The organism is Flavipsychrobacter stenotrophus (assembly GCF_002954265.1).
In the GTDB taxonomy this organism is placed as follows: domain Bacteria; phylum Bacteroidota; class Bacteroidia; order Chitinophagales; family Chitinophagaceae; genus Flavipsychrobacter; species Flavipsychrobacter stenotrophus.
On record NZ_PPSL01000002.1, the window covers coordinates 759,969 to 784,973 of the forward strand.

The window sequence follows — 25,005 nt, forward strand, 5'->3', positions numbered from 1 at the left end:
TAATGACACCCACAACCACATTTCAACAATACGTTCAATCTGCATTTACGGAAGAGCTTTGGTCTACCGACGACGTTGTTCAATTTGTGCTACCACTATTTGAGGAAGTGTTGAGTTTTCATGAAAACAACCAGGTAGGCTCTTTTGGCAACTCAGATACCGTTTTCCTTACAAATGGCCGCCTCGACATTGACGAAAACTATACACACGCACCCGTTACCAACGTGCCGGCACTTCAAGATCTGCTGAATACCGGACAGATCGGTGGTTTTTCTATTTCCGGTAGATTGCGCCTTGATGAAGACCTGACTCAGGGTGAATCATCAGTGACCAGTTTACAGATACAGCGTAACCCTAATGATCCGATCACTCAGCCTGCTTATCTTCCGGGTTACCAATGCTACGAGATCAAGGCAGGACATCATGATGCCCAAACCGACATCTTTTGCCTGGGCCTGGTACTAGGTAGTGTAGTAATGGGCCTTGATCTTTATGCCCTTGAAGACCTTGAACAATTTGTGGCGTACAGGGATCAGCCAGCGGGTATAAATGGTCGAATACATCCTACTATAAGCGCACTGGTAACAGAAATGACAGAATTAGATCGCCGCAACCGTCCCCGCGATCTGCAGGAAATTGTAGAACGGCTAAAATATTACCGAGATTATGACCCTCAACGCCAGACAGACCTAGCCAAACTAGCGGCTCTTCAGGTCAAGAAACCATCAGACAGGCGCGGCTTTATTTTATCCAAACTACGCAACAGGCTTTTTGACACCACCCGCCGCAATCGACTGCTATATTATAAACCCAATAGCAAATTTGTAAACCTTACTGTGAGCAGTGTGCCTATGGTGTTGCACTACCAGAGCATAAATCCGACATCTCTTTTTATATGGAATAGTGAGTTGTCTACCCAGATCATTCAGCAAAAGGATATATCATTAAATAAATACCTGCGGTTTGAGGACCACTTATACTTAACCTCTCAACTCAACAGTATTCGCCATACATCAGAGAATGACAAAAAAGAGTATGGCTTTAGCCAATTGAAATTGGCTGTTGCATTTTTGCACTGGCATAACCTGAAAGAAAGTCCACAAGAGCGGGTGCTAAGCCCGCTACTGCTACTTCCGGTAGAACTGGACCGAAAAAAGTCTATTAAGGAAGAGCGGTTCACCTTAAAAATAACGGATAATACCGCTATTGTTAATCCTGTTCTTTCCAATTATCTAAAAGATCTCTACGGCCTAAACTTGCCCGAAAGTATTGACTTTGACGACGTAAGTATGACGGATTTTTTTGCCCTGGTGCAAGATCAGATCGCAACATCGAAACAAGGCATCAAACTCAACTACATAGACAAACCGCGAATAAAAGTTGTGCACACAATAGCACGACAAACTATCAACACTTACCGCAAAAAGCTAAAACTAAAAGGCAGCACGGCTTTTCATCATATTGACTATAACTATAGCGATGAAAATTATAAACCATTTGGGCTAGAGCTCTTCAAACAAAAAATTCAACTCAAACAGACAGCGTTAGAAATACTATTGAGCGAGCACACGCCAACTGTACCCTTCGGAAATTTTGCGGCTGTAAATGAACAAGCGAAGAGCACCTTTCACCTTACAGATGGCGAAAACAATCCTTACAGCTGGGATTTTGATGTGTGCAATATTGTTCTGGGCAATTTTAATTACAAAAAAATGAGCCTGGTTAGTGACTACAACAAGATACAGGAAGAGCAGACAGAACATAATGTATTTACTCAGCTTTTTAGTAATGAACCAAGACCACCACAAAACGAAGATGTTGCCAATGACCCTGCGGAATGGCACCATGTAATAACAGCGGATCCTACGCAAGCTAAAGCAGTGATGCAGAGCCGAACCGGCAAGAGTTATATTATACAGGGTCCTCCCGGCACAGGTAAAAGCCAGACCATAACCAACCTGATCGCTGATTTTTTAACTAACGGAAAAACGGTGCTCTTTGTTTGTGAAAAGAGAGCAGCACTGGATGTTGTATACCACCGACTACAACAAAACCAGTTATCTGAGTTGTGTTGTTACATACATGACAGCCAGGGAGATAAAAAAGAATTTATAAGAGACCTTCGTACCATTTATGACGACTATTTAAAAAACAAGTTAGATCTCTCAGCGATCTCAGCGCAAAGAAAACTGGTTACCGAACAATTGGTGGCCAAGATAGAAGTGCTGAAGTTGTATCACGGGCAGCAAGCAGCAGTGAGTGCGCAAACTGGGGTGAGTACACGACTACTAATTGATAAACTTGTGGAACTAAAAAAGGACATTCCTCTGTTTGAAATAATGGAACAAGAGGCCACTCCTGTCTACAATAACTGGCTGCAATTTGGGACGACAATCTCTGAGTTAGGAAAGGCACTTAAAGAAATTGGCAAAGATCCGAAATTGGCTAACCACCCATTTAAGAACCTGGGTAATGCTGTACTCAAAGCAGAAAATCCGTTTACATTAATGGACAGCTTGGCTAAACACTCTTTAGGATCAATCGAACACATAGTAACACTGATATCTCACTATAACATTCCTCCACAATTTGCGGATCAGTTACAGAAGATCAAAAGCCTGGTCGGAGATTCGGCAATACTGGAATCTCTGGCACAAAGCAACAATCTGAAACTAGTGCAGAGATCGAACCCCGAAGCTAAAGAGTTTGACGAAGTATACCGACACTACAAACAACTACAGGATGCCTACCGGCAAGCGCTGGAAACAAATAAACGGTGGACAAATAAATTTGACAAACAAGACGTACAGCTCGCACTTGAAGTAGCGCAAAAATATGAACAATCGTTCTTCCGTTTTTTAAATGGCAACTGGCGCAGGCTGAAAAAGCAAATGGGCGCGTCATACGACTTCTCTGCACACCAGCTAAAACCTGCATTTAGCATTGTATTACGCCAGCTTCAAGATGAATACAAAGCCTTGGACAATGCTAATCAGACTAAAGCAGAGACAGGACGAAAATATAATGTTGAAAATATAGATGTTGTTTATTCGGGAGTAGAATTACTGCGCAACAAACAGGGAGATAAGGAAATTGACTACCTGTTGCAACACACGCAATCTAATGAACTGGTGCTGCAGCTGAGTAAGCTCAATAATATATTACATCAGCTTGAACTGGCGCTAAAAGACTGCATGTTTGATTTTAACAATAAGTCAGTAAACCAGATCAAAGAGGAGCTCACAGACATTACTAGAAATGCAGGTGCGCTTAAAGACCTGCTTCCCAGCATGCGTAAATTTGCTGATCTACCAGAAAACGTGCAGCAGTTTATAAGGAAACTACCGCTCACACCGCTGCAGGCAGAAGCTGCAATGGCAAGTAAAACTCTTGACCTTATTTTTGAGGGAAATGCATCTTTCGCAGCAATAAACCATAAGATACTCCAGGACACCGCATCCGGTATTGAGCATAACTATAAAGAGCTGCTGAAAGTGAATAGCAATTTTATAAGAGCAAAGAGGCGACAATGCTTTCTGCAAAACTACGAATTGAGCAATACCGCACTATCCGGATTAACACCCGACCAAAAGAAGCGTAAGAAAGAGTACACAGAAGGGCGCAGGATACTGGAACATGAAATGAGTAAGACCATGCGGTATAAGAGTATCCGCGAGCTTGCATCTAATGAGAGCGGTAAAGTGCTTAAAGACATTAAGCCCGTGTGGCTGATGAGCCCGCTAAGTGTTAGCGATAGCTTACCCCTCGACACTACTTTCTTTGATGTGGTCATATTTGACGAAGCCAGCCAGATAACTTTAGAAGAGGGGATACCGGCCTTATTCAGGGCGCCGCAAACCATTATTGTAGGCGATGAAAAACAAATGCCCCCAAGCAACTTTTTTAATGCTAAAGCCGAAGACCCGGAAGACCTGGAGATTATTGACGGAGAGAGTGAAGATGAGATATTGAGTGCTGACGCCGACAGCCTGCTGGTGCAAGGATCCAGAAAGCTAAGCAGCACCATGCTCAGATGGCATTACCGCAGCCGGTATGAAACATTGATAAGTTATTCTAATCATGCCTTTTATGAGGCAGGACTATTGACCATCCCTGATAAAACTATCCATCAATTCAGCAAACCTTTATTAGAGATTAACAATACCGAAGAGGGGATAACCAATGCAAAAGCACTGCTCAATGAAAGTATAAGCTTTCATTACCTTACCAATAGCATATACGAGGCCAGAAGCAATGTAGGCGAAGCCGGATACATTGCCAACATGATAAAAGCATTGCTGCTGGGTGACGTACAGGAAACAATAGGTGTGGTAGCATTCAGCCAGGAGCAACAGGGAATTATTGAAGAAGCAATTGCCAGCATGGCGCTTGCCGACAAGGCATTTGAAGAGGCCTTAGAAAAGGCCTACAACAGAAAAGATGATGGTCAGTTTACAGGTTTGTTTGTAAAAAACCTGGAAAATGTGCAGGGAGATGAACGCGACATTATCATTATGAGCGTATGCTATGGTCATGACAGCAATAAAAAGATGCTGATGAACTTTGGCCCTATTAACCGAAAAGGTGGAGAAAAAAGGCTGAATGTTATTTTCAGCAGGGCAAAAAAACACATGGCCATCGTTAGTAGTATCCGGCACAACGACATAACCAATGACCATAATGACGGCGCCAATTATTTTAAACGATTCCTTCACTATGCAGAAATGGTGAGTACCGGCAATATGACTATTGCCCGCACAATATTAGATAGCTTAATGGCAGGGCTGCAACAAACAAAAACAGCAACCGATGTATCTTCGGCAACTACACAGCAAATCAAGCAGGCACTTGAAGCAAAGGGTTATGTAGTCAACGAAAAGATTGGCCAGAGCAATTTTAAATGTACCCTTGGTGTGAAGAAAAATGCAGCAGATACAAATTACAGCTTGGGTATACTTGTTGATGACGAGCAACACTACATGAACAGCGACCTTGTAGAACAGTATTATCAGCGCCCGGCTATTTTGCAATCGTTTGGCTGGGAGATCATGAATGTTTACGCAAAGGACTGGTTGGAAGATAGAGACAGGGTTATCAATTCTTTAGTGAAATTTCTTGACTAACCACTATGTATCCGTCGGGCGGTTGATTGCCTGACAACGAAAGAGAAAAAATATGGAAGACCAAGCGGTCTTCCATATTTGTTTGTGGGCAAGACTTACTAAATGCAACGAAAAGCAGGAACACAAACCAAATGCACGCGTTGCCCTTACCATACCTATTCCATTCATTGCCACTTAACAATTATTAACCTCAAAGTATATGACGTATATTTCATTCAGAATACATTTGTAAAAACCGCCATTATATATAAACTACTACTCGTTATTTCCCTGATCGCGCTATCCGCGCCATCTTATGCATTGAAGCCATCTGCAAAGTATGAGGCTATACCCGATACGCTAAAACTACCTTTTGAGAAAAACACCATCACCACATCAGATAATGTGCACCTGCGGTCGTGGACGTTTTTACCTGCTAAGGACGCCGACAACCACACTTCATTGATACTTGCTTATGCCGATGCCGGCAATATGTCGTGGTGGTTAATGCATGCCACCATCCTTTCTCAGATGGGCTTTACTGTCGTCATGTTCGACTACCGCGGTTTTGGCGAAAGCGATGCCTTTACAATAGACCCGAAGATGCTGTATTATAACGAATTTGCAACCGACCTGGCAGCAGTAATACAGTTTGCTAAAAACAAATACCCCAGTAATAAAACAGGTGTTTGGGCATTCTCTATGGGCACCATTGCTACCACGCTGGCCACACGCACCATTCAACCCGACTTTATAATTGGTGATGGTTTTGTGACAGACCCCAATGCTATAAAATCGTTCTACGCCAAAAAGAATAATGAGATATTGCTGCCGGCAGATGCCGCCAATTATGCAGCAACCTTGAAAGCAATAAAAGCACCTATGCTTCTATTCTCCGGCTCTGTAGATCTTGTAACTACCGATGCGGCGGTAAAGCAGCTGAAGAAGATAAAACCTGCGATCAGCATTGTCAATTTTAAAGGCGGACACATGGAGGGTTTCACCGTATTATCTAAAGAATTTCCGGGTTCATTATACATCAATAAGATCCAACATTTCTTAAAAGTAGAATAGGCTATAGCTGTAATCCACCAACTATGTCGTTGCCGATAGTTTCATTTCATCCTCCGTAGCTGGTTTCCCCTTGGCATTTGGCTCACCCTTACCCGTTGTAATGAGTTTGTATAAGCTGCTTTGTATGTATTGTGTCCATGCATTTCTGCAAATATCAAAACACTCGTATTCCGGCACCAGACCATGATGCGTGAAAACGACCACGGTCTTGTCATCTTGTTCAGTGATCTCAAAAGTGATGTTAGTGCCTATCCATTCGCTCTTGTCTTTGGTGAACTTAAAATAGTTTTCCAATACATGCCAGTTGACCTTTTTGTTGGGAACAACTTCAGTCAGTTTCATCTTGCAGGTGTGTACATCTTCATAACCGTAATCAAATATATCATTGAACTTGTCAGTACCGCCCGTTATCCCTTCCGACCACCACGCACGTGGATCGTTGATGGCCTTGAATACCGCTTCGGGCGACTGATCAACCATTATGGTTGTAGTGAAATCTTGTGCTGTCATGGTTTTAAATATTAAGGATTCTGTATTCGATATTATTGTTTGATCAACATCAACTGGCCATGGTGGTAAGCCAGGTGAGTGGTGCGGGTAAGTATTATGTTCAGTTTGTTTCGGTGCGGCTCTTTAATGAAATCTTCAGCCGACACTGAGTTATGTTTGCCGAACCAATCGTCAGCAGTTAGTCCATCAAATTTCTCCTTCAGCATCACGTTCTGCTTACTCCAATGCGATCTCAGCTCACCTACTGAAGGAATACCCTCCGTTGATTTACTATCGGGTGATTTAAGGAACATTTCAAACAGTTCGGCATGTTGTTTATCTCCCAAACCCAATATGGGCAGCATGTCATCATGCACAGCTATAAGGTGGCCCAGTAAGTATATGCCCCTATTCTTGCCGGGTGCTATCTCTCTTAGTAGTTGCTCGTCGGTCAGTGAATTAAGCAGTGTATCGCAATTTTTCAGTAGCGCATACCATCTGTCAAACACCATTTTTACCATTACCTGTTTGTCATTCATTTTTTAGTTCGTTTATTATTTGAACAATTCATTTTGAAATTATTTACCAAAAGTATTGTCCTGATACTGCATTAAACGGGTGCTAAATCGACATTATAACGGGGCGTTTCGGACATCACTTATTTCTACCTTTACAAAAAACACAACTGTGAAACACCTGACCATATTAGTTCCCGAAGGGCAGAATAATATAAGCAGCATAGCAGGCGCATATAAGATATTTACCAAGGCCAATGAGTATTGGAAACAAACCGGGCGCACTGAATTGTTTAAGATAGAGCTGGCTGGTATTGCTAAAGAAGTGGAGTTTCATGATGGCCTGTTTGCAGTGCGGCCACACACCCATATCTCCACCATCACGAAGACCGACCTCATTATCATACCGTCGCTCAACCACAATTATGAGCAGGCTATAAAGGGCAACGACGCTGTTATAGACTGGATAGAGAAACGTTATAAAGACGGCGCAGAAGTGGCCAGTATATGCACCGGTGCCTTCTTATTGGCATCTACAGGATTGCTTGATGGACGGAGCTGTTCTACCCACTGGTCGGTAGCGGAAAATTTCAGGCTGATGTTTGATAAGGTGAAACTGCAACCCGACAAGTTGATAACAGATGAAAATGGCATCTATACCAATGGTGGCGCCTACTCTTTCCTTAACCTGATGATTTACCTTGTGGAGAAGTATTACGACCGGCAGACCGCCATATTTTGCGCTAAGGTTTTTCAGATAGAGATGGATAGAACCAGCCAGTCTTCTTTCATCATTTTTAAAGGACAGAAGCAACATGATGATGACATGGTGCAAAACGTGCAGGCCTATATAGAGAGCCATGTGGATGAAAAAATATCAATGGATTACCTTTCATCCAAGTTTGCGGTGGGACGAAGAAGTTTTGACAGAAGATTTATAAAAGCAACGGGGAATACTCCTCTCGAGTATGCGCAACGGGTGAAAATGGAAGCGGCAAAAAAGCAATTGGAGAACAGCCGTAAAACTATTAATGAAGTAATGTACGAAGTAGGCTATATTGATGTAAAAGCTTTTCGGGAAGTATTCAGGAAGATAACGGGTATGTCGCCTCTGGAGTATAAGGGACGGTATAATAAAGACGCTGTGGTGTAAACTATTGCAAATAGCTGTTAGTACTGTCTGGCTTGGCAGTATAGTGCATGAAACTATAGCTATCACTTATCACTTTGGTTGTATTCATACCACCCGATCGGATTTCTGTACTTGTCAGCACAAACGTGGTGTCATTAACGACCCTACCGGTACTTAGCGAAGACGGGTAGCTGCATGTATTCACATTCCAGCGACCAACTGTTATGGACGTATCTTGTATCTTAAATGTACCCCAGCTCGACTTTACTGATCTCAGCGCTTTACCGTCGGCCAGAGCGGCTATATAAGCCTGCATTTCGTTCCTTTCAGTATTGCCCGGAAATAGAACTACACCATCTGCATAGGGAATCAAAATATTATAACGGACAATGCCTTTGTAGTCAGTTGTGGGCGCTCCATAGTAAAATCCATCAAGCCGCAACTTATTACCTCTATAGGCTTGTTTAGGTAACGGTTGTTGCTCATCCTTACATAGGCCCCATCTTCTGCAACCGCCTGTACCGAGCATCAAAACGATACCGACAATGATGCAGACAAACTGATTGAATTTCCCGGTGCTAAAGAAATGTTGACGATTCATATACTTAATTTACACCTTACAAATATATGAACTATTTACCTTCATCTCTTCGCCATGCACCACGTGGTCATAGCACGCAGATTGCTCACATTGGTTGTCTTGATGGGCTCAAAGAGTTCGCCATTAAGTTCTCGTGTATAGTATACCAGATCATCATAGGTGACAAGATATCTTTCCGACCCATCGGGGAGCAGATAGCGGCCATTACCTATGCTGCCTACCAGCCCTTCAATACCAATATCTGATGCCAGCCGTGCAAAGAAGAAGCCACCGGGGCGTAACACCCGCCATGCCTCATAGAGCATCTGTTCAAAATGATCTGTATTGTTTGCAAAATGCAATACCGCGCTGGAGATGACCAGGTCGAAAGTATCATCACCATACGGCAGCTCATCGGCCCTGGCAACAATAAAATTGCCGGATGGGATCTGAGGTGCCAGTTGCTGTGCCAACTCTTTAACAGATACTATAGCCTCGGGGTTCAGGTCAACACCATGCACAACAAATCCATTCTTCAGGAAGTAATGAATATTCCTCCCTCCGCCACAACCAATATCCAGTATGGTTTTACAGGCATCAAAACTACCCTTCAATAACTGATCGAAGAGGTAGATATCTATATTGCCGAAGGTGCTGAGGAGGTTGTTGGTCATGTTATGCTAAGATAAGGCATAAGTAAATTCAGTGCAGATCGCCAATTGCTTCATTTAGAAAGTCTTACTTTAGTGCAGCATATGACCACCATAAGAACAGCAACCATCACCGATGCAGCCACTATAGCAACAATAGGCAAACGATCATTCCTGGAGTCGCACGGGCATAGCGCATCAGCTAAAGATATCGAATCCTACACTTCAAGGAAGTACACCGCTGAGGCATTGCAACAGGAGTTAGCTGACAGCGGGAATATCTACCACCTCATTTTTTATAAAGATCAGATCGCAGGCTATTCCAAGATCAAACTGAATACCGGGAATGAAAATATTGCGGCTACAAGCATCACTTGTCTCGACCGCATTTACCTGCTCAAAGATTTCTATGATTTAAAGCTGGGTGCCGCATTACTTAACCACAACATAGCGCTATCCCAACAACACGACCAGGCGGGTATATGGCTCTACACCTGGACAGAGAATACACGTGCTGTTGCCTTCTATCACAAGGCAGGCTTTAACATAGTGGGCAGTGCCAACTTCAGTATTTCACCTACTCACGCTAACCCAAACCATGTTATGTATCTTACCTATTTTTGATTGGCTAACTGATCTCCATGCCTGAAAACCACCCCGATTACGAACAGACAATCTACAGATCGGTAACTATACATGTCCTGGCATCAAAAGTATGGGCTGCGCTTACGGTGCCCGAATTAATGAAGCAATGGATGTCTGAGACAGAAATAGAAGTGATTACTGAATGGAAGGTTGGTTCGCCAATATTGATACAGGGGCCGTGGTACAAAACCGGCTTTAAAACTTATGGCACCGTACTACACAATATCCCATACAGTCACCTTGCATATACTCATCTCAGCTCATTATCTCGTTTGCCCGACAAGCCCGAGCATTACACTACCCTTGATTTCCGGCTAACTGAGCAAAATAACCACACGGTTGTCGATCTTACACTATCCAATTTCCCCACCTACGCCATCAATAAGCATCTGGCGTTTTACTGGAACGTGGCTATTGTATTACTGAAGAAATTTGTTGAGGGCGCGCAATATTAACATCAGTTTTTGCATGTCAATACGCGTATTTTCTAAATTCTGCCTACCTTCATAGCTTCATTTATAAAAATAAGAACAGATGAAATCTTTAAAATATGTACTTGTATGTGTATCACTTTTGCTGAGCTTCAGCGGTTTTGCACAAATAGAAGGCCCTAAAACAGAAAACGGACTGACGTGGTACAGCGACATGACCAAGGCTAGTGAAGTATCTATGGCTACGCACAAACCTATTTTCGCATTCTTCACCGGTAGCGACTGGTGCGGCTGGTGCAGGAAATTGCAGAACGATGTTTTCTCTAAACCTGAATTTTTGGCGTGGGCTAAGAACAATGTAGTATTGGTGGAGCTCGATTTCCCTAGAAGCAAAAAACTAAGCCCTGAATTGACCAACCAGAATGCCAGCCTGCAACAAACTTTCCAGGTACAAGGTTATCCTACCATCTGGATGTTCTACCTCAAGAAAGCAGCAGACAAGTTCGAGATAGACGCACTGGGTTCAGTAGGGTACCCGCAGGGAGCTGTGCAGGGTAAAGAACAAGTGAAATTCCTGGCAGACGCCAACGCTTTACTTGCAAAGAAGAAAAAAGCTTAAAGAGATTCAGCATAATGATATTAATAAAACAACCCCATACGCATGTATGGGGTTGTTTGTTTTTCAATAACTTTTTGGCTTCATGCTTGTGTGCCGAATCCTCAGAATTTCTATTTCATCTTTGCGGATAACGTAAGATATTCTGTAGTGGAAAAGGAACAAACTTCTGTAGTTACCATCATTGCTGATTTTATATTGATCGATAGGACACATTTCATTGATCGATAGGACACATTTCAGGGAATCGACTTATCCTGTTTAGTTTCTCTTTTAAGTCATTGTCAAATGCTATTGCATTTTGCAAAGAATCAGAACGAATATAGTCAAGAATTTTTACGTACTGTTTGCGAGCACGAGTTGCCCACAAGATCTTACTTGTCGCCATGCAACATTTTGTGGGTCATTGCAAATACTTCGTCATTAGTGGAGAATTCACCACGAGCTATCTCCGCCTCTGCTTCATGTAATTCCTGGTTGTATTCTTCAATAGTATATGGTATTTCCTCCTTACCGCCAGGAAGGACGGTCTTAATAAAACCCAACAATGATTTCTTTTGAGCAATACTCAATTGCTCAATACAGGAATATAATTGTTTGTCTATTGCAGCCAGTGTCATACAATAATATTTAAAACAAATTTACTAAAAAAGTACTTGATGGAAAGGTTAAGGATATGTCTTAATGTGAAATGGCCCACCGATAAAGTGAGCCATTTCTATTTCTAAATTTTTGTTTGTCAACTACATATTTCTTCTATACTGTCCACCTACTTCAAACAGTGCTTTTGAGATCTGGCCTAGAGAGCAGTATTTAACTGTCTCCATTAGTTCTGCAAAGATATTCTGGTTGTGGATAGCTGCCTGTTGCAGACTATGCAGCAACTCTACGCCCTTATCGCCACTGCGCTGCTGCAGGTTCTCGACAGACTTGATCTGGAACTCCTTCTCTTCTTCTGTAGAGCGGATAACTTCTCTTGGCAATACCGTTGGTGATCCCTTTGAACTCAGGAATGTATTCACGCCTATGATCGGGAATTCGCCTGTATGTTTCAGTGTCTCGTAGTAAAGGCTTTCTTCCTGTATCTTGCCGCGCTGGTACATTGTTTCCATAGCGCCCAATACGCCACCACGCTCGGTGATCTTGTCGAACTCCAGCATTACTGCTTCTTCAACAAGGTCGGTCAGTTCATCTATGATGAATGAACCTTGTAGCGGGTTCTCATTCTTTGCCAGACCAAGCTCCTTATTGATAATGAGCTGTATAGCCATTGCCCTGCGCACGCTCTCTTCTGTAGGTGTGGTTATAGCCTCATCATAAGCATTAGTATGGAGTGAGTTACAGTTGTCGTATATAGCGTACAGCGCCTGTAGGGTTGTACGGATATCATTAAAGTCGATCTCCTGTGCATGAAGCGAACGGCCGCTGGTCTGGATGTGATACTTCAGCATCTGTGAACGCTCATTGCCACCATACTTCAACTTCATAGCCTTAGCCCATATGCGGCGGGCCACACGCCCTATCACACTGTATTCAGGGTCGATACCATTGCTGAAGAAGAATGACAAGTTAGGTGCAAAATCATCTATGTTCATGCCACGGCTCAGATAATACTCCACAAACGTAAATCCGTTTGATAGCGTGAATGCCAGCTGAGATAGCGGGTTGGCACCTGCTTCTGCAATATGGTAACCACTGATAGATACAGAGTAGAAATTACGCACTCCCTGCTCTATAAAGTACTGCTGCACATCGCCCATTACACGCAGAGAGAATTCTGTAGAGAAAATGCAGGTGTTCTGTGCCTGGTCTTCCTTAAGGATATCTGCCTGCACAGTACCACGTACAGACTTCAATGTTTCGTCTTTTATCTTAGCATACACATCAGCTGGCAATACCATGTCGCCGGTTACACCCAGCAACATCAGGCCAAGACCATCATTACCTTCCGGCAGACCCGTGTTGGCGGTAGATGTGGCTACACCTGAATGATAGTAAGGTCGCGCTACACCCTTATCGGCATAGATGGCATCTATCTTTTTATCTACTTCTGCCTCAAGGCCGTTTGCCTTTATGTAGATCTCGCACTGCTGGTCTATAGCTGCATTCATAAAGAAGGCAGTGATAGTTGGTGCAGGGCCATTGATGGTCATAGACACAGATGTCTTAGGGTCGGCCAGGTTGAAGCCGCTGTATAGTTTCTTTGCATCATCAAGGCTCGCTACGCTCACTCCTGAGTTACCTACTTTACCATAGATATCCGGACGATAGTCTGGATCCATACCATAAAGGGTAACGCTATCAAATGCAGTACTGAGGCGCTTTGCAGGCAATCCCTTACTTACATAGTGGAAGCGCTTGTTGGTGCGCTCAGGGCCACCTTCACCGGCAAACATACGGGTAGGGTCTTCTCCTTCGCGCTTGAACGGATAGATACCTGCAGCATATGGAAATTCACCCGGGAAGTTTTCTGACAATGCCCACTGTAGTATCTCACCCCATGCTTCAAATCTCGGCACCGCTACCTTAGGTATCTGCAGGTGAGACAATGATTCGGTATGCGTCAATATCTTCAGCTCCTTACCTCTTACCTTGAATATGTAGTACTCGTCGGTGTATTGTTTTTTCTTGTCTTCCCACCCGGCCAGCAGTATCTTGTTCTTCGGATCAAGATCAAGTTCTGTCTTTGCATATACTTCCTGCAATGTCTTTATCAGCCTGTCTTTATCTTCTGTATCGCTTGCCTGTATTACTTCTATTGTCTTATGAATACCATATAATTTCTGAGCTACCGTACTCTGGTCTTTAGCCCATTTGTCGTACTTGCGATTGTTCTCAGATATTTCACTCAGGTAGCGGGTGCGGCTAGGCGGAATGATGTAGATCTTCTCGCTCATCTCGTCGCTTATCTTGTATTGAGATACAAGTGGTGCACCGGTCTTTGTGGCAACCACATCCATCAGCGCCTTGTACATAGTATTTGTACCCGGGTCGTTAAACTGTGATGCTATGGTGCCGTAAACAGGCATTTTCTCAGGGTCTGTATCAAACAACTTATGGTTGCGCTGGTATTGCTTCTTCACATCACGAAGGGAGTCCAGTGCTCCACGTTTGTCAAACTTGTTGATGACAACTACATCGGCAAAGTCGAGCATGTCTATCTTCTCCAACTGAGTAGCGGCACCATATTCAGGTGTCATTACATACAGGCTCAGGTCGCAATAATCGGTTATCTGTGTATCGCTCTGGCCAATACCCGATGTTTCGAGAATGATCAGATCGTAGTTCGCAGCCTTCAGAATATTTACCGCATCGAGGATGTGCTTAGATACCGCAAGGTTGCTCTGACGGGTAGCCATAGAGCGCATATACACACGCGGGTTGCGAATGGCATTCATACGGATACGATCACCCAGCAATGCACCACCTGTCTTACGCTTCGACGGATCGACAGAAATGATCCCTATGTTCTTGTCTTTAAAATCTACCAGGAAGCGACGTACGATCTCATCTACCAGTGAACTCTTACCAGAACCACCTGTACCGGTAATGCCCAGTACAGGACTCTTTGATACCGCAGCCTGCTCCGCTATTTTCTTCAGTGCAACCTGTGTTTCAGCTGCATCATGATAGTTCTCAGCGGCAGATATAAGTGTAGCTATAGATTTTACGTCTTTCTGAGATACGTGGCCCACTTCTCCGTTCAGCTGATTACCTGTAGGGTAATCGCTCTTCTCAAGCAGGTCATCTATCATACCCTGCAGGCCCATTTTACGGCCATCATCGGGGCTATAGATACGGCAGATGCCGTAGTCTTCCATTTCCTTTATCTCGTCAGGCAGTATTACTCCACCGCCGCCACCAAATATCTTTATATGGCTGCATCCTTTTTCTTTCAAAAGGTCATACATGTATTTGAAGTACTCTACGTGGCCGCCCTGGTAAGAGGTAATGGCTATTGCATTGGCATCTTCCTGTATAGCACAGTCAACAACCTCTTGCACGCTGCGGTCGTGGCCCAGGTGAATAACCTCAGCACCACTGGCCTGCATAACGCGGCGCATGATATTAATTGAAGCGTCGTGCCCGTCAAACAGGGAAGCCGCTGTAACCAAACGTACTTTATTCTTCAAAGTATAAGACATACTTATAATAAATTATATGAAAATGTTGTGCAAAGGTAAGAATTAGTGGGCGAAAGTGATAGGGGTTGAAAAGTGTCGCTAAACCTCAATTTTAACGTGAAATTGCCTCTATCTCTTACCTTTATACAAAGCACCATTATGTTCTACCTCATTCACGAAAATCCTATCAGAGACACTCATCATAAAAAATTGGTGGAGCAAATGGACAAAATGGGGTTGCAATATGAATTATTTCAGTATGAGCCTTTTGACGTAGACATTACTTTTTCAACAGATAGAAAAGATGTCTGGGTGTTTGGCACATTCACTATCGCTCATATTGCCAACAAATATGGCTTCCATCCGGGTTCCATGTACAACGCCAATCACGATTTTGAAGTATATGCTCCTAAATACAGTACCCATATGCTCAATCACGATGCATTAATACTCAACTTTACCGACCCACTGCCTGAAGACAAAAAATGGGATATGTTCTTCGCCCGCCCCTGCGGAGATACAAAAGCATTTACAGGGCAGGTATTTATGCGCCATAGCTGGGAGAGTTACGTACAGCAGCAAGTAGTCAATGATAAGCTGAGGTATATTAAGGATAGCCCCGAGAAGATAAGGGTGTTGATCAGTCCGCTGAAAGAGATTGTATCTGAAACCCGTTGCTGGATAATTGGTGGTAAGGTGGCAACCATGAGCGAATATAAAAAGGGTAGGCAAGTAATAGGTACGAACAAAGACCATGACCACGTGCTAAAAGAGCAGGTACAACGCCTTGTTGGCATTTACCAGCCGGCAGAGGCCTTTGTATTGGATGTGTGTAATCTTCAAAATAGTGACGAAATAAAGATCGTAGAGATCAACTGTATGAACTGCTCGGGGTTTTACGAGGCAGATATGGAGTTGTTGTTGAAGGGTCTAGAGAACCACTTCAATAAATAAGAACGGTCAGCTTTTTGCGTCGTAGGTTAATATCTCTTTTGTCTTGTGTCGAGCAGCCGTAATACGTAAATTCTATTACCTTCAACCTTATAAAATAGCCTGTTGTGTTCAGTTACAAATATACTCCTTGCGTTTTTGATTTTCACCGATGGTGCGCCTGTAAATGGATGGCTTGACAGTGCTCTCAACGAATTGTTTATTTTGACAAAAAACTGCTCTGCAACAGGTTTACTCCATTCTGTTTCAAGGTAGGTAAGCACTTTATGCAAGTCGTTAGCAAATTGTTTTTTAATAACTACTTGGTGTGCCATTTCGAGAACATTTTTTGGAATTCTTGTTCTGAAATGATGTCTTTGTCAGATGGCTCTTCTACTATTGCCTTCAACTCTCCGAATTCTTTTTCTGTCAAGCCGTCAGTTATGTCTATATTATTTGTAGTTGAGTAGAATACAACCGCCTCTTCAAGAATCGACAATGTCTCTTCATCTTGAATTGCATTGATTTGTTCAATAATATGGTTGCGCCTTTCACTTATGCTCATACCCTCAATCTTTCTATAAATTTACGAAATCTATTTTAATCATCAGATTCCGTCAAGAGATCAGCAAGGAATTGCTATCAAACACCCGAAAACCACTTTAATAAATGATCAAGAAAACTTACTGATTAAAACAAAAACAGCGGCACTTTCCCCTGAAAATGCCGCTGTTTCAATATTATTATCCAACCATTACGCTCCTTGCTTCCTTACATACATTGTAAGTATCACAATGGTCTGGCCTTCTATTTTACCTTCTATCTGTGCAGTATTATCTTGTACCAGGCGAATGTTCTTTACTACCGTACCCATCTTTGCATTCAAAGTAGAACCTTTTACATCCAGTGATTTGATGAGCACCACGGTATCGCCCGTCTGCAGTACAGCTCCGTTACAATCTTTGTGCAGATCTACTGTACTGTCATTCTCATGATCGCCGGTAGCTTTTGCCCATGCCAGTCGCTCATCATCCATATACATCATATCAATGCTCTCCATTGCCCAGGTTTCATTCCTCAGGCGGTTCAGCATGCGCCATGTCACTACTTGCACACCCGGCACTTCACTCCACATAGTTGTGGTCAGACAATCCCAATGCTTTTCATCCAGATCTTCTTTCTTCTCTACCTGGGCCATGCATTTGTCGCAGAGTACTATACAGTTGTCTTCGGTTTGGTATTCCTGTGGAGGTACTTCATACATCTTCAGGTTGTTCTCCGATCCGCAGAGTTCACATTTATTCTCGCTTCTTTTAAGCAGGTCTTCCAGTTTCATAAGCTCTTTCTAATGAGCCGCGAAGATAATTTAATTATCGGGCAATCATAATGACTTTCGACAGGACACAGGCTAATGATTATTAGTTAAGATTTTGAAAAACACTTGCCAATAATAGCGTTGTATTTATATTTGAATAGCAGAGGAAGCAAACAACCAAATCATATCAACATAAAAATAGCCATGACAAACAACGAACTTAAATCACAGTTTCTCCTTAATCCTGAGATCACCTATCTCAATTTCGGGTCTTTCGGCGCTTGCCCTAAAACCATATTTGCCGATTATCAGAAATGGCAGTTACTGCTGGAGTCCGAACCAGCTCAATTTATAGCATTTGATGGTGTTAAATACCTCAAAGCATCGCGCGAAGCACTGGCCGCCTACGTCAATTGCGATGCCGATGACCTGGTGTATGTGACCAATCCCACCTATGCCATCAACATAATAGCTAAAAGCCTGAAGCTCGACGAAGGCGATGAGGTACTTTCTACCAACATAGAATACGGCGCATTAGATCGCACCTGGAACTATTACTGCAATAAGGGCAAAGCAAAGTATGTAAGGCAGCCCATTGTATTGCCTGTAACCAGCAAAGAAGCCATCATAGAGCAATTCTGGAAAGGATATAGCAACAAGACAAAGGCAATATTCATTTCACAGATCACAAGCACTACCGGGCTTATACTGCCTGTGAAGGAAATATGCGAAATGGCTAAAGCAAAAGGATTGCTCACAATAGTAGACGGGGCACATGTGCCGGGCCATATCCCACTCGATCTTACTCAGATAGAGGCAGATATCTACACCGGGGCTTGCCACAAATGGATGATGACGCCAAAGGGCAATACCTTCCTTTATGTAAAGAAACAATACCAGGATCTGTTCGATCCGTTAGCTGTAAGCTGGGGCTATGAAAGTGCTGCACCATCTCACTCCCGCTTTATAGACTACCACCAGATGCAGGGCACAAGAGATTTTTCCGCTTTTCTGACAACAGCAAAAGCATTAGCGTTCATGCAGGAAAATAACTGGGAACAAGTAGCTGCCAATTGCCGCCAACTGGCACAAAACAACTATGAGCGGTTCTGCACCCTTGTAGGCTCAACACCACTATGCCCTGTTACCGATGAGTTCCTTGGGCAGATGTGCAGTATACCCATAAAAACTACTCAGCCTGAAAAACTACAACGCCACCTGTTTGAGCACTACAAAATAGAGATACCGGTTATGCGACAGGAGCAACATACCTTCTTGCGTTACTCTATTCAGACATTCAACTCACAGGCTGATCTGGATAAGTTATACATGGCATTGCAGGAGATAATGGCAAATACAGACCTTCTAGAGGTTGCCTCATAAGACGGGCAGGTTTTACTTGTATCATTGACGATCAACAGATTAGATAAAGGGAGTGCACGATATGATCTTGCACTCCCTTTGTTTTTACTCTAATGACTAGTATCATTAGTTAAATAACCTATTTATCCATATTGATTTCGTATCTTTAATTACCAGTTGTGTTAAGCCGGATGTTTTCCCACTATAATCAGCTCACTACACCTCACTTCTGCTTTTCGCCTCGTTTTAGGGGCATGATTTTTTTCGGTCGCATAACCCATTGAACATAAACAACTTGCCATTCATAATAGTTCGGCCGTTATGTCCGTCACTAACAACCACGTATATGAAATGAAAAAGGTAGCAGTAAAAGGCATAGCAAAAGAAGTAAAAGAAAAAACGTCGGGAGAGGATCTTTTTCCGCTGGTAGCCATTGGTGCGTCTGCCGGTGGGCTGGAGGCGGTAACTCAATTGCTTCAAAACCTACCACCAGATACGGATATGGCTTTTATCTACGTACAACACCTGAGTCCTGATCACAAGAGCATTCTTACCTCTCTTCTTTCTAAGCTTACGCTTATGAGGGTACAGGAGGTAAAGAACAAAATGCTGATGGAACGCAACAACCTCTATGTAATTCCTCCCGGCAAGGAGATGATAGTTATAGATGGGCACATAAAATTGATACCCCGCAGAAAAGATAAAATAGTAAGTCTGCCTATAGATGCCTTTTTCACATCCCTGGCAGACAAGCACAAAGAAGGTGCAATAGGCATTGTGTTGAGCGGCAATGCCAGTGATGGCACAAAGGGTCTTGCCGCTATCAAAGCTGGTGGAGGCATTACGTTTGCTCAAGACTCGTCGGCAAAATTCCCCAGCATGCCCAATTCGGCTATAGCTGCGGGCGCGGTAGACTTTATAATGTCTCCAAAAGAAATTGCCGCTAAGCTGGTACAGCTTAGTAAGCACAACTATGTAAAGCGGGAAGTACTAAAGGTAGGGCGTGAAAATGAAATTGAAAACAATGACCCTGACCTGAAGATCATACTCAATCTGGTACATACGGATACCGGAGTAGATTTCAGTCACTACAAAATGCCAACAATTAAGCGGCGCATTTTGCGTAGAATGTTTTTGTACAAGATCAGGACACTTAAAGATTATGCAAAATTAATGATCACCAAAAGTGAGGAGATCAATTTACTTTACCAGGATCTGCTTATAAATGTTACCTGCTTCTTCAGAGATACCGATGCGCATAAATACCTCAAAGCTACCTTACTGCCCAAACTGCTAAAAAGTAAAACGGCAGAAGAAACATTGCGCATATGGATACCGGCATGCTCTACCGGTGAGGAAGCATACTCCATCGCCATGACCATACTGGAGTTGAAAACAGAACTCGACCTGCATGTAAATGTACAGATATTCGCATCCGACCTCAGTAAAATGGCCATAGGTAAAGCCCGGATAGGAGAATACGCCCTGTCGCAGCTGGAGTCGTTACCAGGTAATCTATTACAGAAATTCTATACCAAAGCCGACAATAATTATCGCATAGCGAAAGCAGTGCGTGAAATGTGCGTGTTTACACAGCACAACATATTACGTGACCCTCCCTTTTCCAGGGTAGACCTTATCAGCTGTTGTAACCTGCTTATTTATCTTGACGCGGCAGCGCAGAAAAAGGCAATAGCCACATTCCATTACGCACTGATCGACGGGGGATATCTCATACTGGGTAAGTCTGAAACTACCGGCGCATCATCGCATCTGTTTCGTGCGGTAAATAGCAAACTAAAGATATATACCAGGAAGAAGAACTTCGCCCCCCGCAAGATTCCGGAACTTTTGCCACGGGCACAAACCCCAACTCCCTACGTGTTAAATAATACCAACAAATTATTGAAAAACCCGCCTAATCATTCTAATAGTTTTGACAGCGCCATCGATGCTGTATTGCTTGCAGGTTATATGCCTGCAAGTGTTATCGTGAATCATGCCATGGACATTCTTCAGTTCAGGGGCACTACCGACAGGTATCTGAAACATGCATCAGGCAAAGCCAGCCTCAACATTTTGAAGATGGCACCGCCCGAGATAGCCTTTGAACTCAGGTCAGCCATCTCAAAAGCTATCAAAGAAAAAAAGCCTGTTCATAAGGCAGGTATAGAGATGAAGATAGATGGGCTGTTCAGGATAGTAAATATTGAGGTCATCTCACTTCCGGTAGAATGGGATGAACCTATTCTCCTCATCATATTCTCAGAACCCGAGCTTGCAGAAATGTCCGGCGCTCCCGGCAGCGGTAAGAATACCTCGATAGCAAAAGACAGGAGAATAAAAAAACTGGAAGAAGAGCTTGCAGCAACACGTGCAGATATGCACACATTTACACAGGAGCAGGAAGCTTTTAATGAAGAACTGCAAAGCGCCAACGAAGAAGTAGTATCGAGCAACGAAGAGCTGCAAAGTGTAAATGAAGAGCTGGAAACATCGAAGGAAGAAATAGAATCGAGCAATGAAGAACTGATAAGTGCCAATGAAGAGCTACAGACACGTAATGATCTGCTTCATGAATCATATGATTATAGTGAAGCCATAATAGCTACCATACACGAGCCAATGGCTATTCTCGATAAAGATCTGAGGGTAAAGTCAGCAAACAAAGCATTCTATAAAAATTTTAAAGTTAAGGAGAAGGAAATGGTAGGAACCCTTCTGTACGACGTGGGAAATAAGGAGTGGAACATACCCAGGCTTAGGATTTTACTTGAGGAAATAATTACAAAAAATAAACACTTCAGCAATTTTGAAGTAGTGCATACTTTCCCTGTCATCGGGGAAAAGATCATGCTGCTCAATGCCAATCGTATTGTGCAGAAGAAACATGGTGTTCAGCTTATTTTACTGGCCTTTCAGGATGTTACCGAGATCAGGGTAAAATCGCTGGAGCTACTTCAGAAAGAGAAAGAGCTATTCAATAAAAATCTCATTGAGCGAAAGGCTGAAAAGGTGAAACTTGAAAAGGCAGTTGCTGAAAGAACAATGGAGCTGGCATTGGCCAATAAAGAGTTGGTCTATCAAAACAATGAAAAAGAAAAGCGATCGGCAGAACTGATTATTGCTAACAAAGAATTGGCTTTTCAAAGTGAAGAAAAGGAAAAGCGTTCTGCAGAATTGGTGATCGCCAATAAGGAACTGGTATTACAAAATACTCAAAAAGCAAAACTGGCAGCAGAGCTCATCGTCGCCAACGAAGAACTGCTTTTTCAGAACAATGAAAAAGAGAAAAGAGCCAACGAACTTGCTATTGCCAATGAAGACCTGATGGCATTTAACTACATCTCCAGTCACGATCTCCAAGAGCCTTTACGAAAGATCCAGACCTTCTCGAGCCGTATACTGGAAAAAGAAAATGAACGTTTATCCGAAACTGGCCAAGATCAATTTAAAAGGATCTTGTCAGCTGCAGGAAGAATGAGACAACTTATAGAAGATCTGCTGGCCTATTCCCGCACCAATAGCACCGAGCGCACCTTTGAGACATTAGATTTGAGTGCGATCATAGAAGAGGTGAAGGCCGAACTAAAAGAAAGGATAAAAGAGGAACACGCTGTAGTAGAAGTGATATCTAGTTGCGAGATCAACGTCATTCATTTCCAGTTCAGGCAGTTGTTATTCAACCTTATTGGTAACGCCCTTAAATTTTCACAGGCAGGCAGAAACCCACATATTACTATTGCCAGCAGCACTTCACTTGGCGCAAAACTGAACAACAAAAAACTGTTACCTAAAGTCAACTATTGCCACATCAGTATCACCGACAACGGTATTGGTTTTGAGCCCGAATTTAAAGACCGCATATTTGAGGTATTCCAAAAACTGCACACCCAGGAAAAATACCAGGGTACTGGCATTGGTCTTGCCATTGTAAAGAAAATAGTCGACAACCATCATGGTATTATTACTGCCAAAGGAGAGTTAGGGGTGGGTGCCACTTTCGACATCTATATCCCTGCAAATAATTAATTGTTTGATGGCTGCATGGCAAATTTTATAGAATCTGCAAGTTGTAACAAGAAGTCATTATTTGGGTCTTGCGCCAGGCATATATTTATGTGCTCCACAGCGGCTTCTATTTTCTTTTGCTTGAAACATACAAATGCCATTGCAGCCCGCCCGCTAAAATCATTGTGGTTGTTTTGTATAGCTTTCATCCCATAATCAACTGCCTTGTCGTAGTTGTATAATCTTGCATTGATCATTGCCAGCAGGCCTAGTAAATTAGGATTGGGCTTTCTCGTAGACGCCATGTACACGCGCGCAAAAGAGTCGGCTTTGAAATAATTATCCTGATTCTCCACCGCATCAGATATATAATACTGCAGGTGCGTAGTATCTTTTACTATTGCCGTCAGTGGCCTGCCATCCGCATCTATTGTATGTATAGTGCCGTCCGGCGGATAGTGGTCCTGCAGGTAATTCGTTTGTAAAAAGATCGTATTCAGCAGCAGGTAATCCCACTTGTAGTTACTGTAGTTTTTTGTGCTTACAGCTACTGCACGCACCCGTGCACCAGGGTATTGCGTTCTTAGATAATAATTGGCATATGTACCCACATTAGTGGCTATCAGCACAGAGTCTTTTTTGTCTGCTACATGTTCATTGATCATCAGCCAGTCAATAGCGGGCTTTACCGATATGCTCCACACATCATTCTCATAATTGTAATAAGCGTCTTTAAATCCTTCCAGCTCGTTATAGTAAACATATTGATATGGTCCATTAGCTATGCACCATCTTATAGGGTGTATAAATCCGGCGAGTAACAATACGCCAAATGCCATTTGCAACACCGGCTTCTTCAGCATATCAATTATCATATCAGTTCCAACCCCGGCAATGACCATGGTACAAGGATAAAAGAACATAAGGTGCCGCCAGCCATTGTACAACGTCATAGAAGATACCTGCGAGTAAATAAGCGGAACTATTGCTGCAACCATCACCAACAGTACCCGTTGCCATTTTATCTGTTTAAATTTTAGCACCACCAATACAAAAGAAGCAGGCATAAGCGCAAGCAAGATTACGGGGATGGTGATAAAAAAGTAAGTAGGCAGGTAGTCTCCGGGCAACAAGATGGAATGAATGACATCACCCTTAAAGTTCATCGCTATATCAGCCGGAAATTTCTTCGCCGATTCTATTGCTGCAACGAAATTATGCATGGGGTCAATGAGCACATAGGGCCATGATAAAATGGTGAGTACAAGGCTGCCGCCTATCACTAGTGCTAGCTTACTAGCAAGTGGCAACAAGTCTTCTTTCTTTATAAAAACTTCTCCCTTCCGTCTCTTACTCCACAATACCAGCGGTACAAACAATAACAGATACCCATACAGCAACAAACCACCTACACGAATACCAAGTGTAAAGAATAACGCCAGCATAAGGTAAATGGTCGTCTTTACTGTGGGGCGTGGCAATTGCTCCATGAACAGTATAAGAAAATAAACAGATGCTATATACCCCATGCAGAATGGCAGATCTTTAGTGTCAAATAATGCCCAGCCAATGAATGTTGGCGTTAGAAACAAGAACCAGGCTGCGAGCAGTGCCGCCCTATATCCTTTCAGCCGGGCAGCTATCAGTCCGCAAAAAAGTATAGCAATAATTGCCATTACCTGGTTCACCACATGGCGCACATTATATTCCTGCTTACCATCAAGCGTGCCGGTAAGTATGTTTGCGGCATGGGCTATGTACTCAAAATTGCTGCCATAGAACGGTAGCGTTTTCATCACCCTCAGCGAATCATTTTCCTGCATCAGGTTCAGGAAACTGGTATCTTTCCCCCCAGATTTATAGAAGCTGATATTCGCCTTCCCATACTGGTTCATGTCCATCTCATCGCTACAGAATCCCACATTGGCTCCGCTATACAGCATAACACACAGCATTGCTGCGAGCGAAATGTAAAAGGCTGGTTCGAATAGATCTTTGGTATGCACAAGGGCTATTTGGACATGAAAAT

At 43.0% G+C, this 25,005-nt stretch carries 21 protein-coding genes; 9 read left to right on the plus strand and 12 right to left on the minus strand.

What is annotated here, in order from left to right:
* The first annotated feature begins 2 nt into the window (after positions 1-2).
* The gene (locus CJD36_RS08500) at positions 3-5,123 is read left to right on the plus strand and encodes an AAA domain-containing protein (protein ID WP_105038703.1); all 5,121 of its coding nucleotides are present in this window, start codon (positions 3-5) and stop codon (positions 5,121-5,123) included.
* A gap of 102 nt (positions 5,124-5,225) precedes the next feature.
* Positions 5,226-6,176, plus strand: a complete 951-nt coding sequence (locus CJD36_RS08505) for an alpha/beta hydrolase (RefSeq protein ID WP_105038704.1) — start codon at positions 5,226-5,228, stop codon at positions 6,174-6,176.
* Between the two features lie 21 nt (positions 6,177-6,197).
* On the opposite strand, the gene CJD36_RS08510 is transcribed toward CJD36_RS08505, so the two are convergent.
* Together CJD36_RS08510 and CJD36_RS08515 are read right to left on the minus strand one after the other, a co-directional pair.
* Positions 6,198-6,686 (minus strand): SRPBCC family protein, encoded by a 489-nt coding sequence (locus tag CJD36_RS08510; RefSeq protein WP_105038705.1) that lies wholly within the window; start codon positions 6,684-6,686, stop codon positions 6,198-6,200.
* A gap of 32 nt (positions 6,687-6,718) precedes the next feature.
* On the minus strand, positions 6,719-7,204 hold the full coding sequence (locus CJD36_RS08515) for a DinB family protein (RefSeq protein ID WP_105038706.1): 486 nt from the start codon (positions 7,202-7,204) through the stop codon (positions 6,719-6,721).
* Positions 7,205-7,352: 148 nt separating this feature from the next.
* Between CJD36_RS08515 and CJD36_RS08520 the strand changes: the two genes are divergently transcribed.
* On the plus strand, positions 7,353-8,333 hold the full coding sequence (locus tag CJD36_RS08520) for a GlxA family transcriptional regulator (RefSeq protein ID WP_105038707.1): 981 nt from the start codon (positions 7,353-7,355) through the stop codon (positions 8,331-8,333).
* Position 8,334: 1 nt separating this feature from the next.
* On the opposite strand, the gene CJD36_RS08525 is transcribed toward CJD36_RS08520, so the two are convergent.
* Both CJD36_RS08525 and CJD36_RS08530 read right to left on the minus strand, forming a co-directional pair.
* Positions 8,335-8,913, minus strand: a complete 579-nt coding sequence (locus CJD36_RS08525) for a hypothetical protein (RefSeq protein ID WP_105038708.1) — start codon at positions 8,911-8,913, stop codon at positions 8,335-8,337.
* A 41-nt stretch (positions 8,914-8,954) separates the two neighbouring features.
* Positions 8,955-9,566: a class I SAM-dependent methyltransferase gene (locus tag CJD36_RS08530; RefSeq protein ID WP_105038709.1), complete on the minus strand. Its 612-nt coding sequence runs from the start codon at positions 9,564-9,566 to the stop codon at positions 8,955-8,957.
* Between the two features lie 81 nt (positions 9,567-9,647).
* Here CJD36_RS08530 and CJD36_RS08535 point away from each other — a divergent pair, with 81 nt between their 5' ends.
* The 3 genes from CJD36_RS08535 to CJD36_RS08545 all read left to right on the plus strand — a co-directional run bounded on the left by CJD36_RS08535 (position 9,648) and on the right by CJD36_RS08545 (position 11,237).
* Positions 9,648-10,166 (plus strand): GNAT family N-acetyltransferase, encoded by a 519-nt coding sequence (locus CJD36_RS08535; RefSeq protein ID WP_105038710.1) that lies wholly within the window; start codon positions 9,648-9,650, stop codon positions 10,164-10,166.
* A gap of 17 nt (positions 10,167-10,183) precedes the next feature.
* The gene (locus tag CJD36_RS08540) at positions 10,184-10,642 is read left to right on the plus strand and encodes an SRPBCC family protein (protein WP_105038711.1); all 459 of its coding nucleotides are present in this window, start codon (positions 10,184-10,186) and stop codon (positions 10,640-10,642) included.
* A gap of 79 nt (positions 10,643-10,721) precedes the next feature.
* Positions 10,722-11,237, plus strand: a complete 516-nt coding sequence (locus CJD36_RS08545; RefSeq protein WP_105038712.1) for a thioredoxin family protein — start codon at positions 10,722-10,724, stop codon at positions 11,235-11,237.
* A 63-nt stretch (positions 11,238-11,300) separates the two neighbouring features.
* Here CJD36_RS08545 and CJD36_RS23945 read toward each other — a convergent pair whose 3' ends face one another.
* The 4 genes from CJD36_RS23945 to CJD36_RS08555 all read right to left on the minus strand — a co-directional run bounded on the left by CJD36_RS23945 (position 11,301) and on the right by CJD36_RS08555 (position 15,379).
* Complete coding sequence (locus tag CJD36_RS23945; RefSeq protein WP_117601793.1) at positions 11,301-11,450, minus strand: type II toxin-antitoxin system RelE/ParE family toxin; 150 nt, start codon at positions 11,448-11,450, stop codon at positions 11,301-11,303.
* A 1-nt stretch (position 11,451) separates the two neighbouring features.
* Positions 11,452-11,622, minus strand: a complete 171-nt coding sequence (locus tag CJD36_RS23950) for a type II toxin-antitoxin system RelE/ParE family toxin (protein ID WP_117601794.1) — start codon at positions 11,620-11,622, stop codon at positions 11,452-11,454.
* Positions 11,609-11,854, minus strand: a complete 246-nt coding sequence (locus CJD36_RS08550) for a hypothetical protein (protein ID WP_105038713.1) — start codon at positions 11,852-11,854, stop codon at positions 11,609-11,611. The genes CJD36_RS23950 and CJD36_RS08550 overlap by 14 nt, the downstream gene beginning before the upstream one ends.
* A gap of 123 nt (positions 11,855-11,977) precedes the next feature.
* Positions 11,978-15,379 carry a methylmalonyl-CoA mutase family protein gene (locus CJD36_RS08555; protein ID WP_205685575.1) on the minus strand — a complete coding sequence of 1,134 codons (3,402 nt, stop codon included), beginning with the start codon at positions 15,377-15,379 and terminating at the stop codon, positions 11,978-11,980.
* A 138-nt stretch (positions 15,380-15,517) separates the two neighbouring features.
* Between CJD36_RS08555 and CJD36_RS08560 the strand changes: the two genes are divergently transcribed.
* Complete coding sequence (locus tag CJD36_RS08560; protein ID WP_105038715.1) at positions 15,518-16,312, plus strand: ATP-grasp domain-containing protein; 795 nt, start codon at positions 15,518-15,520, stop codon at positions 16,310-16,312.
* A 26-nt stretch (positions 16,313-16,338) separates the two neighbouring features.
* Here CJD36_RS08560 and CJD36_RS08565 read toward each other — a convergent pair whose 3' ends face one another.
* The 3 genes from CJD36_RS08565 to CJD36_RS08575 form a co-directional block, all read right to left on the minus strand.
* Positions 16,339-16,623: a type II toxin-antitoxin system RelE/ParE family toxin gene (locus tag CJD36_RS08565; protein WP_105038716.1), complete on the minus strand. Its 285-nt coding sequence runs from the start codon at positions 16,621-16,623 to the stop codon at positions 16,339-16,341.
* A complete protein-coding gene (locus CJD36_RS08570) occupies positions 16,608-16,853 on the minus strand; it encodes a hypothetical protein (protein WP_105038717.1) in 246 nt (81 codons plus the stop codon). Before CJD36_RS08570 ends, CJD36_RS08565 begins: the two co-directional genes overlap by 16 nt.
* A gap of 189 nt (positions 16,854-17,042) precedes the next feature.
* Positions 17,043-17,624, minus strand: coding sequence for a PhnA domain-containing protein (locus tag CJD36_RS08575; RefSeq protein WP_105038718.1), 582 nt, complete (start codon positions 17,622-17,624; stop codon positions 17,043-17,045).
* A 183-nt stretch (positions 17,625-17,807) separates the two neighbouring features.
* Between CJD36_RS08575 and CJD36_RS08580 the strand changes: the two genes are divergently transcribed.
* Positions 17,808-18,986 (plus strand): aminotransferase class V-fold PLP-dependent enzyme, encoded by a 1,179-nt coding sequence (locus CJD36_RS08580; protein WP_105039050.1) that lies wholly within the window; start codon positions 17,808-17,810, stop codon positions 18,984-18,986.
* A 330-nt stretch (positions 18,987-19,316) separates the two neighbouring features.
* The gene (locus tag CJD36_RS08585; protein ID WP_161499254.1) at positions 19,317-22,997 is read left to right on the plus strand and encodes a chemotaxis protein CheB; all 3,681 of its coding nucleotides are present in this window, start codon (positions 19,317-19,319) and stop codon (positions 22,995-22,997) included.
* On the opposite strand, the gene CJD36_RS08590 is transcribed toward CJD36_RS08585, so the two are convergent.
* A complete protein-coding gene (locus CJD36_RS08590; RefSeq protein ID WP_133162559.1) occupies positions 22,994-24,982 on the minus strand; it encodes a glycosyltransferase family 39 protein in 1,989 nt (662 codons plus the stop codon). The genes CJD36_RS08585 and CJD36_RS08590 overlap by 4 nt on opposite strands.
* Positions 24,983-25,005 lie beyond the last annotated feature (23 nt).

Bases quoted from the DNA above. Each gene is read 5' to 3' on its own strand.
- CJD36_RS23945 (WP_117601793.1), bottom strand. From the start codon at position 11,450: ATGTGTCCTATCGATCAATATAAAATCAGCAATGATGGTAACTACAGA.
- CJD36_RS08550 (WP_105038713.1), bottom strand. From the start codon at position 11,854: ATGACACTGGCTGCAATAGACAAACAATTATATTCCTGTATTGAGCAA.
- CJD36_RS08565 (WP_105038716.1), bottom strand. From the start codon at position 16,623: ATGGCACACCAAGTAGTTATTAAAAAACAATTTGCTAACGACTTGCAT.
- CJD36_RS08500 (WP_105038703.1), top strand. From the start codon at position 3: ATGACACCCACAACCACATTTCAACAATACGTTCAATCTGCATTTACG.
- CJD36_RS08540 (WP_105038711.1), top strand. From the start codon at position 10,184: ATGCCTGAAAACCACCCCGATTACGAACAGACAATCTACAGATCGGTA.
- CJD36_RS08515 (WP_105038706.1), bottom strand. From the start codon at position 7,204: ATGAATGACAAACAGGTAATGGTAAAAATGGTGTTTGACAGATGGTAT.
- CJD36_RS08545 (WP_105038712.1), top strand. From the start codon at position 10,722: ATGAAATCTTTAAAATATGTACTTGTATGTGTATCACTTTTGCTGAGC.
- CJD36_RS08570 (WP_105038717.1), bottom strand. From the start codon at position 16,853: ATGAGCATAAGTGAAAGGCGCAACCATATTATTGAACAAATCAATGCA.
- CJD36_RS08580 (WP_105039050.1), top strand. From the start codon at position 17,808: ATGACAAACAACGAACTTAAATCACAGTTTCTCCTTAATCCTGAGATC.
- CJD36_RS08530 (WP_105038709.1), bottom strand. From the start codon at position 9,566: ATGACCAACAACCTCCTCAGCACCTTCGGCAATATAGATATCTACCTC.
- CJD36_RS23950 (WP_117601794.1), bottom strand. From the start codon at position 11,622: ATGGCGACAAGTAAGATCTTGTGGGCAACTCGTGCTCGCAAACAGTAC.
- CJD36_RS08505 (WP_105038704.1), top strand. From the start codon at position 5,226: ATGCAACGAAAAGCAGGAACACAAACCAAATGCACGCGTTGCCCTTAC.
- CJD36_RS08510 (WP_105038705.1), bottom strand. From the start codon at position 6,686: ATGACAGCACAAGATTTCACTACAACCATAATGGTTGATCAGTCGCCC.
- CJD36_RS08555 (WP_205685575.1), bottom strand. From the start codon at position 15,379: ATGTCTTATACTTTGAAGAATAAAGTACGTTTGGTTACAGCGGCTTCC.
- CJD36_RS08575 (WP_105038718.1), bottom strand. From the start codon at position 17,624: ATGAAACTGGAAGACCTGCTTAAAAGAAGCGAGAATAAATGTGAACTC.
- CJD36_RS08525 (WP_105038708.1), bottom strand. From the start codon at position 8,913: ATGAATCGTCAACATTTCTTTAGCACCGGGAAATTCAATCAGTTTGTC.
- CJD36_RS08560 (WP_105038715.1), top strand. From the start codon at position 15,518: ATGTTCTACCTCATTCACGAAAATCCTATCAGAGACACTCATCATAAA.
- CJD36_RS08585 (WP_161499254.1), top strand. From the start codon at position 19,317: ATGAAAAAGGTAGCAGTAAAAGGCATAGCAAAAGAAGTAAAAGAAAAA.
- CJD36_RS08535 (WP_105038710.1), top strand. From the start codon at position 9,648: ATGACCACCATAAGAACAGCAACCATCACCGATGCAGCCACTATAGCA.